At 72.3% G+C, this 13,478-nt stretch carries 11 protein-coding genes; 6 read left to right on the top strand and 5 right to left on the bottom strand.

Features of this window, described 5'->3' with window-relative positions; translation table 11 throughout:
- Nucleotides 1-212 precede the first annotated feature (212 nt).
- On the top strand, nucleotides 213-1,721 hold the full coding sequence (locus tag ABD944_RS28795; protein ID WP_345182052.1) for a TldD/PmbA family protein: 1,509 nt from the start codon (nucleotides 213-215) through the stop codon (nucleotides 1,719-1,721).
- Nucleotides 1,718-3,124 (top strand): metallopeptidase TldD-related protein, encoded by a 1,407-nt coding sequence (locus ABD944_RS28800; protein ID WP_345182055.1) that lies wholly within the window; start codon nucleotides 1,718-1,720, stop codon nucleotides 3,122-3,124. Before ABD944_RS28795 ends, ABD944_RS28800 begins: the two co-directional genes overlap by 4 nt.
- Here ABD944_RS28800 and rfbB read toward each other — a convergent pair.
- Together rfbB and ABD944_RS28810 are read right to left on the bottom strand one after the other, a co-directional pair.
- The gene (gene rfbB, locus ABD944_RS28805) at nucleotides 3,108-4,121 is read right to left on the bottom strand and encodes a dTDP-glucose 4,6-dehydratase (RefSeq protein WP_345182057.1); all 1,014 of its coding nucleotides are present in this window, start codon (nucleotides 4,119-4,121) and stop codon (nucleotides 3,108-3,110) included. The genes ABD944_RS28800 and rfbB overlap by 17 nt on opposite strands.
- Before the next feature lie 90 nt (nucleotides 4,122-4,211).
- Nucleotides 4,212-5,588, bottom strand: coding sequence for an acyltransferase family protein (locus tag ABD944_RS28810; RefSeq protein ID WP_345182059.1), 1,377 nt, complete (start codon nucleotides 5,586-5,588; stop codon nucleotides 4,212-4,214).
- A 495-nt stretch (nucleotides 5,589-6,083) separates the two neighbouring features.
- Between ABD944_RS28810 and ABD944_RS28815 the strand changes: the two genes are divergently transcribed.
- Together ABD944_RS28815 and ABD944_RS28820 are read left to right on the top strand one after the other, a co-directional pair.
- Nucleotides 6,084-7,085, top strand: coding sequence for an aldo/keto reductase (locus ABD944_RS28815; protein WP_345182062.1), 1,002 nt, complete (start codon nucleotides 6,084-6,086; stop codon nucleotides 7,083-7,085).
- A gap of 41 nt (nucleotides 7,086-7,126) precedes the next feature.
- On the top strand, nucleotides 7,127-7,900 hold the full coding sequence (locus ABD944_RS28820) for a class I SAM-dependent methyltransferase (protein WP_345182064.1): 774 nt from the start codon (nucleotides 7,127-7,129) through the stop codon (nucleotides 7,898-7,900).
- 23 nt (nucleotides 7,901-7,923) lie between these two features.
- Here the strand turns inward: ABD944_RS28820 and ABD944_RS28825 are convergent, their stop codons facing one another.
- Nucleotides 7,924-8,661 carry a class I SAM-dependent DNA methyltransferase gene (locus tag ABD944_RS28825; RefSeq protein WP_345182066.1) on the bottom strand — a complete coding sequence of 246 codons (738 nt, stop codon included), beginning with the start codon at nucleotides 8,659-8,661 and terminating at the stop codon, nucleotides 7,924-7,926.
- Between the two features lie 45 nt (nucleotides 8,662-8,706).
- On the opposite strand from ABD944_RS28825, the gene ABD944_RS28830 reads away from it, so the two are divergent.
- Complete coding sequence (locus tag ABD944_RS28830; RefSeq protein ID WP_345182068.1) at nucleotides 8,707-10,194, top strand: NDP-hexose 2,3-dehydratase family protein; 1,488 nt, start codon at nucleotides 8,707-8,709, stop codon at nucleotides 10,192-10,194.
- Nucleotides 10,195-10,200: 6 nt separating this feature from the next.
- Here the strand turns inward: ABD944_RS28830 and ABD944_RS28835 are convergent, their stop codons facing one another.
- Both ABD944_RS28835 and ABD944_RS28840 read right to left on the bottom strand, forming a co-directional pair.
- Nucleotides 10,201-11,028 carry an ABC transporter permease gene (locus ABD944_RS28835; protein ID WP_345182071.1) on the bottom strand — a complete coding sequence of 276 codons (828 nt, stop codon included), beginning with the start codon at nucleotides 11,026-11,028 and terminating at the stop codon, nucleotides 10,201-10,203.
- A gap of 10 nt (nucleotides 11,029-11,038) precedes the next feature.
- Nucleotides 11,039-12,052 carry an ATP-binding cassette domain-containing protein gene (locus tag ABD944_RS28840; RefSeq protein WP_345182073.1) on the bottom strand — a complete coding sequence of 338 codons (1,014 nt, stop codon included), beginning with the start codon at nucleotides 12,050-12,052 and terminating at the stop codon, nucleotides 11,039-11,041.
- 183 nt (nucleotides 12,053-12,235) lie between these two features.
- Here ABD944_RS28840 and ABD944_RS28845 point away from each other — a divergent pair, with 183 nt between their 5' ends.
- Nucleotides 12,236-13,474 (top strand): macrolide family glycosyltransferase, encoded by a 1,239-nt coding sequence (locus ABD944_RS28845; protein ID WP_345182075.1) that lies wholly within the window; start codon nucleotides 12,236-12,238, stop codon nucleotides 13,472-13,474.
- The last annotated feature ends 4 nt before the right edge of the window (nucleotides 13,475-13,478 follow it).

The raw sequence follows: 13,478 nt of genomic DNA on the forward strand, positions 1-13,478 counted from the left end.
CGCACCGGTCCCGGTCGTCCCGCGGCGGACCTGGTCCCCTTCCGCGCGGACGCCGTCGATCACCGATGCTATCAAAAACTATAGTTATCGCCCAGATCGGCGGATTGAGTTCCCGGACTTGCCGCTGGATTCGAGGTCTGCGATCGCCTTTTCCGGGGAGAGGCAATATGTTTTTCTAGTAGGACGTGTTCGGGTGTGGAAAGTGAGGCAGCGTGCGACATGGGATGGACGCCTCGTTCTCCGCCCTGCCGCTGCGCTCCCTGGCCGACGCGGCGCTCGGCCGCGCGGCCGAGCTCGGAGCCGCGCACGCGTCCTTCCGCCTCGACCGCGTCCGGACGGCGCGGCTGCTGCTGCGCGACGGCGTCCTCGGCGGCGGGCAGGACACGACGGACACGGGGCTGGCCGTGCGCCTGTGGCACCGCGGCGTGCCCGGCTTCGCCGCCGCCCCCGAGCTGACGGCGAGCGCCGCCGCCGGAGCCGCCGAGCAGGCGGTGGCCGCGGCCCGCGCGTGCGCGGCGATCGGCGGCGGCTCAGGCGAGCCGGTCGGCGAGCCGGTCCACCGCGACACGACGTGGATCTCGTCGTACCGGGTCGATCCGTTCGAGGTGCCCGAGCAGGAGCGCATCGCGCTCATGGCCGACCGGAGCCGGCGGCTGCTGGCCGCGCCCGAGGTCGAGCACGTGCTGGCCTTCCTCACCCTCGTCCGGGAGAACAAGTTCTACGCCGATCTCGCGGGCACGGTGACCGCGCAGCAGCGCATCCGGGTCCACCCGCTGTTCTTCGTCCAGGGCGCGGACCCCCGCGGCGGCGGGACGGCGACGCTGCGCACCCTCGGGCCCCCGGTCGCCCGGGGCTGGGAGTACCTGGGCGGCGAGGGCTGGGACTGGGAGCGCGAGCTGGCCGAGCTGCCCGCGCACCTCGCCGCCAAGCTCCGCGCCCGCCCGGTGCGGCCGGGCCGCTACGACCTCGTCATCGACCCGTCCAACCTCTGGCTGACCGTTCACGAGTCGGTCGGCCACACCACGGAGATGGACCGCGCGCTGGGGCACGAGGCGTCCTCGACCGGCACGACGTTCCTCGCTCCGGACGGGCTCGGCTCGCACCGCTACGGCTCGCCGCTGATGAACGTCACCGCGGACCGCACGGCCGAACACGGCCTCGCGACGGTCGGCTTCGACGACGAAGGGGTCGCGGCGCAGTCCTGGAGCCTCGTCCGGGACGGGGTGCTCACCGGCTTCCAGCACGACCGGCGCACCGCGGGCCTGGCGGGCCTCGGGCGTTCCAACGGCTGCTCGTTCGCCGAGTCGGCGATGCACGTGCCGCTGCCGCGGATGCCCAACGTCGGGCTCCGCCCCGCGCCCGGCGGCCCGTCCACCGGCGACCTCATCGCGGGCGTCGAGGACGGGATCTACCTCGTCGGGTCCGACAGCTGGTCCATCGACATGCGGCGCCAGAACTTCCAGATGACCGCCCAGCGGTGCCACCGGATCCGCAACGGCAGGCTGGACGGCCAGCTGAGCGGGGTCGCCTACCAGGCCTCCACGACGCGGTTCTGGTCGGCGCTGACCGCGCTCGGCGGCGAGGACACCTACCGGCTCTTCGGCGCCGACCTGTGCGGCAAGGGCCAGCCGATGCAGGTGGCCGCGGCCAGCCACGGCTGCCCCGCGGCCGTGTTCGAGGGGGTCGAGGTCATCGACACCGGCGCGGAGGGGCTGGCGTGAGGCTCGCGGAACTGGCCGTCGAGGCCGGGAAGGACGCCGACGCCTACGTGGCGATCGTCGACGAGGCCGCCACGGCGCACGCGCGGTGGGCAGGCAACGCGCTGACGTCGAGCGGCCTCACCGCCGACACGCGGCTGACCGTGATCGCCGTGACCTCGGACGGGCGCGGCACCGCGGCCGGCGTCGTCTCGCACCGCGGCGCGGTGGACGAGGACGCGGTGCGGGCCGTCGTCGCGGCGGCCGAACGCGCCGCGCGCACGGCGACGCCCGCCGCCGACGCCCGCCCCCTGCTGACCGGCGACGCCGTGCCGTCCTCGCCGGACTGGGCCGAGCCCGCTCCCACGGCGTCGGCGGGCGTCCTCGCCCGGTTCGCCGGCGGCCTCGCCGGCGCTTTCGAGCGGGCCCGCGCGGAACGCCGCCTGCTGTACGGCTACGCCGAGCAGCGGCAGCACACGACCTGGCTGGCGTCCTCCACGGGCCTGCGGCTGCGCCACGTCCAGACCGCGGGCGTGGTGGACCTGACCGCCAAGTCCGAGGACGGCGTCGCCTCGACGTGGAGCGGCGCCGAGGCGGCCGATCTCGGCGAGATCGATCCGCTTCCCCTGTACGCGGAGCTGGGTGAGCGGCTCGGCTGGGGGCGCAGGCGCGTCGCGCTCCCCGCCGGGCGGTACGAGGTCCTGCTGTCCCCGTCGTGCGTCGCCGACCTCATGCTGCGGCTGTACCGCGCGGCCGGGGCGAAGGACGCCGCCGACGCGCGCACCGTGTTCCGCGGCCCGGACGGCGGGACGCGGATCGGCGAGCGCCTGACCGGCGCACCGCTCACGCTGCGGAGCGACCCGCGGGAGCCGGGCCTGCGGTGCGCGCCGTTCGTCGCCGCCCGGGGCTCCGCGGACGTCGCGCAGGTGTTCGCGGACACCGTCTCGGTGTTCGACAACGGGCTGCCGCTCCGGCCGACCGAGTGGATCCGCGACGGCGTCCTCGCCGGCCTGGTCCAGACCCGCCACTCCGCCGAGCTCACCGGGCTGCCGGTCACGCCGCAGGTCGGCAACCTGGTGCTGGAGGGCGCGGGGGAGGGCCGGCCGCTCGCCGATCTCGTCGCGACCACCAGGCGCGGGCTCCTGGTCACCTCGCTGTGGTACGTCCGCGACGTCGACCCGCGGACGCTGCTGCTCACCGGGCTCACCCGCGACGGCGTCTACCTGGTGGAGAACGGCGAAGTGGTGGGGGAGGCGAACAACTTCCGCTTCAACGAGAGCCCGGTGGACCTGCTGGGCCGGGTGACGGAGATCGGCCGCACCGAACGCGCCCTGCCCAGGGAGCGGGACGACTCCACGCCCCGGACGGCCATGCCCGCGCTCCGGGTGGACGGCTACACGATGTCGGCGGTCAGCGAGGCGACCTGAGCATCGGCCCCGGCGCCTTCCGGAGACCGGCCTTCAGCGGTTCCCACCAGGCCCGGTTCGCGCGGTACCACTCGACGGTCGCCTCCAGCCCGTCCTCGAAGCGCACGCGCGGAACGAAACCGAGCCGCTCCTCGATCTTGGTGGTGTCGAGCGCGTACCTGCGGTCGTGGCCCTGCCGGTCGGGAACGTGGTCGACCATCTCCCACGAGGCGCCGCACGCCTCCAGCAGCAGGGACGTCAGGTCCTCGTTGGACAGCTCCTTGCCGCCGCCGACGTGGTACACCTCGCCCGGGCGGCCGAACCGCAGCACCAGGTCGAGCGCGCGGCAGTGGTCCGACACGTGCAGCCAGCCGCGCCGGTGGCGGCCGTCGCCGTAGAGCGGGACCCGCCGGCCGTCCAGCAGGTTGGTCACGAACAGCGGGATCACCTTCTCCGGGAACTGGTAGTGCCCGTAGTTGTTGGTGCACCGCGTGACCACGACCTCGAGGCCGCGGGTCCGGTGCCAGGCCAGCGCCAGCAGGTCCGACCCGGCCTTGGCCGACGCGTAGGGCCCGTTCGGCAGCAGCGGGGCGTCCTCCGTCCACGACCCCTGGGCGATCGAGCCGTAGACCTCGTCGGTGGAGACGTGCACGAACCGGCCGACGCCGTGCCGCTGGGCCGCCTCCAGCATGTTCTGCGTGCCGAGCACGTTGGTCCGCACGAAGGGCGTGGCGGTGTCGATCGAGCGGTCCACGTGCGATTCGGCGGCGAGATGGACGATCGCGTCCTGCCCGGCCACGGCCGCGTCGACCGCGTCCGGGTCGCAGGTGTCGCCGTGCACGAACCGGTAGCGCGGATGCCCGGCGACCGGGGCCAGGTTCTGCGGGTTCCCCGAGTACGTGAGCGCGTCCAGCACGGTGACGTGCGCGCCCGCGGTGCCCGGCAGTTCGCCGCGCAGCGTCGCCCGCACGAACTCCGAGCCGATGAACCCGGCGCCCCCGGTGACCAGGAGTCTCATCGCCCCGCCTCCTCGGCGTTCCCTGGTGGTCTGCGCGCCGGCGGCGGCCGGGACGGGCCGGGGCGCCGTCCCGCCCGCCGCGGGCGTCGGTCAGGCTTGCGCGTCCCGGGGGGCGCGCACCGTGCCAGCCGTGCCAGCCGCGCCCGCCGTGCCAGCCGCGCCCGCCGTGGCGGGCGCCGCCTCGGCGGGAGTGCTGACGGCGACGCTCAACTCGACCGGCGCCTTGCCCAGCCGCGGCCGGAGCATGTGGAACGGCTTCTCGACCACGATGTAGCTCGCGTAGCCGACCATCACGCACAGCGCCAGCTCGACGGCTAGGACCTCCCAGTAGCCGCCGATCTCGGGTGCGAAGAGCGGCCCGACGAACTTGGCGTAGACGAAGATGTGCCAGAGGTAGACGCTGTAGGAGATCCGGCCGAAGAACCGCAGCAGCGAGTTGTCCAGCATGAGGCCCGCCACCTTGAACCGGACGCCCGGGACGGTGAGCGGCGCGAAGACGGCCACGGAGAACGCGAGGAAGAGCCAGTAGTCGGCGGCCGCGGCCGGCGCCGGCACGTAGTCCACCAGGCGGTAGTCCGCGAGCGGGGAGAGGCAGGCCAGGACGAAGATGCCGAGGGCTCCCAGCCAGAGCTTGCCCGGGTGCCGGCCGATCAGGCGGTACACCCGCGGCACCGCGTCGGGGCGCGTCTCCGCGGCGGCGGACAGCACGGCCAGCATCATGCCCACCGAGAGCCAGCCCATGTAGCTCATCGGCCAGAAGTACTGCGTCGGCCACAGCTTCATCGGGTCGTCCCGGAACTGCGGGAAATGGAGCCAGGTGAAGAAGGCGAAGCCGATGAACACCGGGACGGCCAGCGGCACGAGCAGCCGCTTCACCCGTGCCTCGTGGGTCTCGGCGCGCCGCGCGTAGCGGTGGAGGAGCCAGGCGAACACCGGCATGGCCAGGTAGAACAGGAAGTCGTTGGCGTTGCTCCAGGTGTGCATCATCCCCATGGGAATGGCGCCGTGCTCCCAGATCTGCAGCAGGAGCAGCGGGCGGATCACTTCCCAGGCCCCGTGGATGCTGTCGCGGTTGAGCACGAGGAGAGCGGTGATCGTCAGGACCCAGTAGGCGGGCAGGATCCGCAGCGCCCGCCGCCAGAAGTAGCGCTTGACGTTCGGCCTGCGCTCGCCGGTGAGCGTGTACAGCGCGAACGCGCGGTACAGCAGGTAGCCGGTCATCACGAACCAGATCGGGAAGGCGACCGCCACCCGGTTCAGCATGATGGCCCAGATGCCGTTCCCGGTGGAGTGCATGTAGCTCCAGCCCTGCACGCTGGTCGCCACTCCGGTGTGGCCGAGGACGACGAGCAGCACGACGGCGCCGCGCAGTCCTTCGAGCTCCGGGATGAACTTACGAGGCCGGTCCGACGCTGGATCGGGCGCGGCGGCTCCCACAGCATCCCCGCTGGAGGCCTTCGTTACCATGGGCGTTTCTCCCATCTCGCGCGACCCTGGATTCGGCGGGTCGAAGCGAAGAGCGGATCGGTTCGGACGGTCCATCGAGGTCGGCCGCGGCCTCGCCCGGGCGGAATTCGGCCGCGGTCCGACGACGGCGTGCGGGGCCGATCAGAAGGCCGGCGCCGCCGGAGAAGGCGGCGCGCTCCCCGTCACCGTGCCGTGCTCACGCGTGGGATGCGTCGGAGTCGCTGACGATCCCCCACCCCCCGGATCTCCTCGGCTGGGTCACCGAGGATCTGTCGCCGGACACGCTCGGCGGGTCGTCCGCCGTGGACCGGATCGCCGTCCCGCGCCGATGCGGTACCGCACTCGGGGCCATGTGGACCACCTTTACCCGCCAAAGGTCCTACACTTGAGAAAACGATAGCATTGACGTCGCAGGACGCGATAGTAGGGGACATAGGGGAATCTAGCTTTAATAACTAGTATCGTGAAAGCCGTTCGAGCCTGAGGAGGCGGTCGATGCCCGATCCCGGAGAGTTCCGCGTACCGCTGGGTTCCACCGATCTGCGGATCGGCCGCCTCGGCCTCGGCACCGTGAACTTCGGCGGCCGCGTCGACGGGGCGGACGCGCACCGCCTCCTGGACCACGCGCTGGCGAGCGGGATCAACCTCGTCGACACCGCGGACATCTACGGCTGGCGCGTCTACAAGGGCCACACCGAGGAGGTCATCGGAGACTGGCTCGCGGCGCGCCCGGGCCGCCGGGACGAGGTCGTCGTGGCCACGAAGGTCGGGAGCCCGATGAGCGACGACCCGGGCGACCGCGGCCTGTCGGCGCGGCGCATCGTCGCGGCGTGCGAGGCGTCCCTGCGCCGGTTGAACACCGACCGGATCGACCTGTACCAGATGCACCAGGTGGACCGGTCGGTCCCCTGGGACGAGATCTGGCTGGCCATGGAACTGCTGATCGGCCAGGGAAAGGTCCGCCACGTCGGCTCCTCCAACTTCGCCGGCTGGGACATCGCCCTGGCCCAGGAGACCGCCGCCCGCCGCCGCGTCCCGGGGCTCGCCTCGGAGCAGTGCGTCTACAACCTCGTCACCCGGCACGCGGAGCTGGAGGTGATCCCCGCGGCGACGGCCCTCGGGCTCGGGGTGCTGGTCTGGTCGCCCCTGCACGGCGGCCTGCTCGGCGGCGTGCTGCGCAAGAAGGCGGAGGGGACCGCGGTCAAGTCCGCCCAGGGGCGCGCGGTCGACGCGCTGAAGGAGCACGCGGCGGCCATCGCCGAGTACGAGCGGTTCTGCGCCGACATCGGGCGGGACCCCGCGGAGGTCGGCCTCGCCTGGACGCTGGCCAGGCCGGGGGTGACCGCGGCCCTCATCGGCCCGCGCACCCCCGACCACGTCGACGGCGCGGTGAGGGCGCTGGACAAGCCGCTGACCGAGGAGGAGACCGACCGGCTGGAGGCCCTCTTCCCGCCCGTCGGCCGGGGCGGACCGGCGCCGGCCGCGTGGATGAGCTGACCCGTCTTGACGCGATCTCTGCCGCTGGGAGGACGAGACAGGTGACCTCGCCGAACCACAGGGACCCGCGCTCGCTGGCGCGCGAGTCGGACCAGGAGCGCGACGTGCGCGAGCGGCTCACCCGGCTGCTGCGCGAGACCCCCATCCCGCCCGAGTACCTGATCGACAACCTGGCCCTGTACCTGCGGCGGCCCCAGCTCACCGACCTGCTGTGCATGGACGCGCTGTACCGCATGATCCTCGACGTCCCCGGCGTGATCATGGAGTTCGGCGTCCTCCACGGGCGGCACCTGGCCACGCTGACCGCGCTCCGCGGCTGCCACGAGCCCTACACCTCGGTGCGGCGCGTCATCGGCTTCGACACCTTCACCGGTTTCCCCGACGTCGGCGACGTCGACCGGGCCGGGCCCAACGCGGTGGCCGGCCGGTTCGCGGTGAGCGAGGGCTACCCCGACTACCTGCGGGAGGTGCTCGACGCGCACGAGTCCGGCGAGCCCTTCGCGCACGTCCGGCGGACCGCGGTGGTCCAGGGCGACATCCGCGAGACCCTGCCGCGCTACCTCGCCGACAACCCGGAGACCGTGATCGCGCTGGCCTACTTCGACCTCGACCTCCACGCGCCGACCCGCGCCGCGCTGGAGGCGATCCGGCCCTACCTCACGAAAGGCAGCGTGCTCGCCTTCGACGAGATCGCCTATTCCAAGTGGCCGGGGGAGACGGCGGCGCTGCGCGAGGCCGTCGGCCTCGACAAGATGACTCTGCGCACGCTTCCCGGACGGGAGCCGCCCATCACGTACCTGCGCTGGGGCGAGTAGCGCCCGCCGGCGCCGCCCGCGGGTCAGCCCCTGCGCACTCCGACGAACAGGCCGTAGCCGTTGAGGCCGGCCTCCTCGTGCTCGACGTCGCATCCGGAGTCCTCGAACGCCGCCGCGAACTCGTCGGCGGTGAACATGGTGAAGGTCTCCAGGGTGCGGAACTCGCTGACGCCGGTGGGGCGGCCCACCAGCCAGCGCACGTCCATCCGCGCGGCCCGGTCGCGCCGGGTCGAGTGGGAGACCCGCGCGACGACCGTGTCGCCGTCCCGCACCAGGTCGGCTCCGACGTAGCCCTCGATGAACCTCTCCGGCGGCCACCAGGGTTCGACGACGAGCACCCCGCCGGGGACGAGATGGTCCGCCATGGCCCCGACCGCGGCGCGCATGGCGGCGACGGTCGGCAGATAGGCGATCGCGGTGTAGAGGCACGTCACGGCGTCGAAGGCGCGGCCGAGGTCGAAGGCCCGCATGTCGCCGTGGTGGACGGTCACCCCCGGCAGCCGCCGGACGGCCCGCTCCCGCATCGCGCGCGAGATCTCCAGGCCCTCGACGTGGTCGAAGCCCGACCGGAACGCCTCCAGGTGGGCCCCGGTGCCGCAGGCGACGTCGAGAAGGGACCGCGCGCCGGGGCGGCGCGCCCGGATGCGCCGCGCGACCTGCGCCGCCTCCTCGCCCCAGTCCTTGCCCCGGTGCCGGTACGTCAGCTCGTAGACCTCGGCGTGCTGCGGGCCGAAGGCGACGTCGCGCTCCGAGGCGGACACGGGCTCTCCCTTCCCGGCTGCTGATGCTATATGTAATTTAAGTAGATGATACAGCCGGGCGCGAACGGCAGCCGGATCCGGCTGCCGCGGACGGAGGCGGGCATGGCGGGTGCGAACGCGGGCTCTGCGCTGAGGGCGGCGCCGAGCGAGGAATCCGAACTGGGCCGGCGGCTCGCGGCGTCGGCCGAGTGCCGGCCCCGGCCGGCCGGGGACGTCCTGGAATGGCTGGACGAACGCCGCCGCCGCGTCCCGGTCGAGGTGACGCGCATCCCGTTCGCGCGCATGACCGGCTGGTCGTTCGCGCCGGGGTCGGGCGACCTCGTGCACGAGAGCGGTCGCTTCTTCACCGTGGGCGGCATCCACGCCCGCACCGACTACGGCGCCACCCCCGAATGGCGGCAGCCGATCATCTACCAGCAGGACGTCGCCATCGTGGGCATCCTCGCCAGGGAGATCGACGGCGTCCTGCACTTCCTGATGCAGGCCAAGATCGAGCCGGGCAACGTGAACACGGTCCAGCTGTCGCCGACGGTGCAGTCCACGTCGAGCAACTACCTGCGCGCGCACCGCGGCGCCCGGTCCAGGTTCGTCGAGTACTTCACCGAGCCCGGGCGTGCCCGCGTGCTGGTCGACGTCCTCCAGTCCGAGCAGGGGGCGTGGTTCTGGGCCAAGCGCAACCGGAACGTGGTCATGGAGGTCGCCGGGGAGGTGGAGCCGCACGAGGACTTCGCGTGGATGACGCTCGGCCAGATCCTCGACCTCCTGCACCACCCCAACGTCGTGAACATGGACTCCAGGACCGTCCTGGCCTGCCTGCTCGCCGCGGCCCCGTCCATGGGCGCGCGGCCGGACGACGGCGCCGCGGCCACCTTCGCGGAGGCGTACGCCTCCGGCGGGGACGCGCTCCTCTCCCCGGCGCAGGTGAGGAGCTGGCTCACCGAGCGCAAGTCCGCGTACACGCTCACGACGCGCGCGGTCCCCCTGGACTCCGTGGACGGATGGGAGCGCGGCGCCGAGGCGGTCTCCCGCCCCGACGGCAGGTTCTTCAGCATCCTCGGAGTGGAGGTCCACGCGGGCAACCGGGAGGTGTCCCACTGGTGCCAGCCGCTCCTCGAACCCTCCGGCATCGGGCTGGCCGCCCTCGTCGTCCGCCGCATCAACGGGGTCCGGCATCTCCTGGCCCGCGCCGACCTGCGTCCGGGATGCCGCGACACCGTGGAGCTCGGCCCCACCGTGCAGTGCACCCCCGAGAACTACGCGGAGGCGCCCGGCGACCGGCGCCCCCGGTATCTCGACCTCGTCCTCTCCAGAGCCGTCCAGGTGAAGTACGACGTGGTGCAGTCAGAGGAGGGCGGCCGGTTCCGGCATGCCCTGACCCGCCATCTCGTGGTCGAGGTCGGAGGCGGCTTCCCCCTCCAGCCGCCTCCGGACTTCTGCTGGCTCACGGTGCCCCAGGCGATGGCGCTGGCCCGCCAGAGCTACCAGGTCAACATCGAGGCCCGCAGCCTCCTGCTCTGCCTGCACGCGATGTGAGGGCGCTCAGCGGCGGCCGCGACCGTACCGGTACATGGTCAGCGGCGCGAAGACCACGACGAGGACGGCGCAGGCCAGGAACGCCCAGCCCATCTGGCCCGCGGTCACGGTGCCGTCCATCAGCCCCCGCATGGCGGTCGTCACGACGCTGATCGGATTGACCTTGATCAGCGCCTCCAGCCAGCCCGGCATCGTCTGCTGCGGCACCATGACGTTGCTGGCGACGACGAGGACGAACAGGAGCGTCCAGCTCAGCGTCTGCGCCGCGGTCGGCGTCCGCACGCTGACCCCGACGAAGGTCCCGATCCAGGCGAGGCTGAAGGCGAACACCTGGAGGAACAGCAGCGCCAGCACGACGCCGCCCAGGCCGCCGTCGGGGCGGAAACCCAGCGCCAGCCCCAGCAGCAGCGGCACCACCGAGGCCACCGCGTACCGGACCACGTCCCCCAGCATCGCCCCGACCAGCACCGACGACTGCCACACCGGCAGCGACCGCACCCGGTCGAACACCCCCTGGTCGACGTCCTGGTTCAGCACGATCCCGGTGTACGCCGTGGTCAGGGCCACCGCCATGACCATGACGCCGGGCAGGAAGAAGTGCAGGTAGCGGTCGGGCGACCCGGCGATCGCGCCGCCCACCAGGTAGGTGAACGAGAGCGTGAAGATGACCGGGAGCATGAGGGCGTCCACCAGCTGGTTCGGCGAGTGCTTGATCTTCAGCAGCGCACGCCACCCGAACGTCATGGACGCCGACAGCGCGCCGGCCCTCGGCGGGCGCTCGCCCGGCGCCGCCAGCGGCCCCCGCGCGCGCGTCATCGGCTGGGACGTCGTCATCTCGCCCTCCTCAGTTGACCGTCTGCGTCTGGTCGTCCGCGGCCTCGTCCTCGTCCTTGTCCGCTCGCCCGCCCTCGGCCACCGGGTGGCCGGTCAGGGCGAGGAAGACGTCGTCGAGGCTCGACTGGGCCATCGAGAAGTCGTCGAGGGCGATCCCGGCGTCGGCCAGCGCGGTGACCGCCCGCGCCGCCTGCTGGGCGTCGCCGACCTGCACCGACAGCCGGTGCGGATCGGAGTCCGCGCCCGGCTCCACGGTCAGCTCGCGGGAGAGCATCTCCGCCGCCAGGGCGCGCTGTCCGGGATCCTGGAGCCGCAGCTTCAGCGCGCCGGTGCCGACCTGGGACTTCAGCTTCCCGGGCGCGTCCTCCGCGATGACCCTGCCGTGGTCCAGGACCGCGACCCGGTCGGAGAGCCGGTCGGCCTCGTCGAGGTACTGCGTCGTGAGCAGCACGGTCGTGCCCCCGGCGACCAGGGCGCGGATGATGTCCCACACCTGGTTGCGCGCCCGGGGGTCGAGGCCCGTGGTCGGCTCGTCCAGGAAGAGCAGGTCCGGCGTGACGATGATGCTGGCGGCGATGTCGATCCGCCGCCGCTCGCCGCCGGAGCAGGTCTTCACCGGCCGGTCCGCCACCTCCGACAGCTCGAAGGCGTCCACCAGGTCGTCGGCCCGCCGCCGCGCCGCGGCACCCCGGTGCCCGAGCAGCCGCCCCACCATCGCGAGGTTCTCCCTCCCGGTGAGGTCCTCGTCGATCGAGGTGGACTGGCCCGTGACGCTCACGCGCGACCGGACCGCGTCGGCCTCCCGGACCACGTCGTGGCCGAGCACCCTGGCCGTGCCCTCCGTCGGACGCAGCAGCGTCGTCAGGATCCGGAGGAACGTGGTCTTGCCGGCGCCGTTCGGTCCCAGCAGGCTGTGGACGATGCCGGTGGGGACGGCCAGGTCGACGCCGTCCACCGCCCGGGTCTCGCCGAAGGTCCTGACCAGCCCGGACGTCTCGACAGCGAGGGTCGAATTCGATCCCACGGTTGTGCCTCCCGTCGCCACCAGAAGATCGAGCTCATCCTAAAGCAGCAGCTTATATAAGTCAATGCCTAAGGACTGGGCCGGACGGCGCGCGCGTGCCGGGTGATCACTCTCTTGCTAACTTGAAAAAACCATAGTAGTGTCCGTTTTCATGGCTCATCTCGCCCGATCCGGGGAATCGTGATGCGACCACACCACATCCTTTTCGCCGTCACCGGCGGGTCCGGGCACATCCGCCCGACCTACGGCGTCCTCGACGAGCTCTCCGCCCGGGGGCACCGGCTCAGTTTCGTCACCTCCGGCGACTACGCCGACGACCTCGCGGAGGTCGGGGCCCGGCAGATCCGCCACCGGTCGATCTTCGAGGACGGCGTCGACCTGCCGGAGATCGTCGAGCAGGAGGACGCCGAGGCGCTGACGGTGAGCGCCTTCGTCAACGAGAACCTCGCGATGCTCCGGGCGGCGGAGAGCGCCCTGGACGACGATCCGCCGGACCTGGTCGTCTACGACATCTTCCCCCTGATCGCCGGGCGCCTGCTGGCCGCCAGGTGGCAGCGGCCGGCCGTCTGCATCAACGGAGGCTTCGCCTCGAACGAGCACTACTCGGTGTGGGAGGCGCTCAGCGCGGTGCACGGGCACCGGCCCATCGTCGAGACCGAGACCTTCCAGAGGATGATGTCCGAGCTTCTGCCGGAATATCGCATCGACCGTTCCCCGACGGAGTTCTGGAACGCGATCGAGGATCTGAACGTCATCTTCCTGCCGCGGTCGTTCCAGGTGAAGAGCGACACTTTCGACGACCGTTTCGTCTTCGTCGGACCGAGCTTCTCGCAGGGGCGGCTGCGGCCGGGATGGCGCCCTCCCCGCGAGGACGCGAACGTGCTCCTCGTTTCCCTGGGCTCGACGTTCAACGGGCATCCGGAATTCTTCCGCAGTTGCGCGCAGGCGTTCGCGGGCACGCCGTGGCATGTCGTCCTGGTGACGGGCGACGGCACCGACCCTAAGGCGCTGGAGCCGTTGCCGCCCAACGTCGAGGTCCACCAGTACATCTCTTTCATGGAGGTCCTTCGCCACGCGAAGGCTTTCATCCTGCAGGGAACCCTCGGCGCGACCATGGAAGCCGTCCACTGGGGCTGCCCGATGCTCTTCTTCACCGAGTACGCGGTCGAGGCCAGGCCGTTCGCCGAGCGGTCCGTCGAGCTCGGCCTGGGCCATGTGCTCCGGCCCGAGCAGGTCGACGGCGGCGGCCTCGTCCCGGCGGTGGAGAACCTGGTCGCCGACGACGGCGTCCGCCGGCGGATCGCGCGGATGCGCGCGGAGGCCCGCGACGCCGGGGGCGCCGCCCGGGCCGCGGAGGCGATCGACTCGTACGCGCGGCGGGCCGGAACCCGGTCGGGCGGCGCGTTCGGCGCCGTCCGCTGACACG

It is taken from the genome of Actinomadura verrucosospora, assembly GCF_039540335.1.
Taxonomy (GTDB): domain Bacteria; phylum Actinomycetota; class Actinomycetes; order Streptosporangiales; family Streptosporangiaceae; genus Spirillospora; species Spirillospora verrucosospora.

Coding starts and splice junctions, on each gene's coding strand:
- rfbB (WP_345182057.1), bottom strand. CDS start 4,121: ATGAGACTCCTGGTCACCGGGGGCGCCGGGTTCATCGGCTCGGAGTTC.
- ABD944_RS28810 (WP_345182059.1), bottom strand. CDS start 5,588: ATGGTAACGAAGGCCTCCAGCGGGGATGCTGTGGGAGCCGCCGCGCCC.
- ABD944_RS28815 (WP_345182062.1), top strand. CDS start 6,084: ATGCCCGATCCCGGAGAGTTCCGCGTACCGCTGGGTTCCACCGATCTG.
- ABD944_RS28830 (WP_345182068.1), top strand. CDS start 8,707: ATGATACAGCCGGGCGCGAACGGCAGCCGGATCCGGCTGCCGCGGACG.
- ABD944_RS28835 (WP_345182071.1), bottom strand. CDS start 11,028: ATGACGACGTCCCAGCCGATGACGCGCGCGCGGGGGCCGCTGGCGGCG.
- ABD944_RS28845 (WP_345182075.1), top strand. CDS start 12,236: ATGCGACCACACCACATCCTTTTCGCCGTCACCGGCGGGTCCGGGCAC.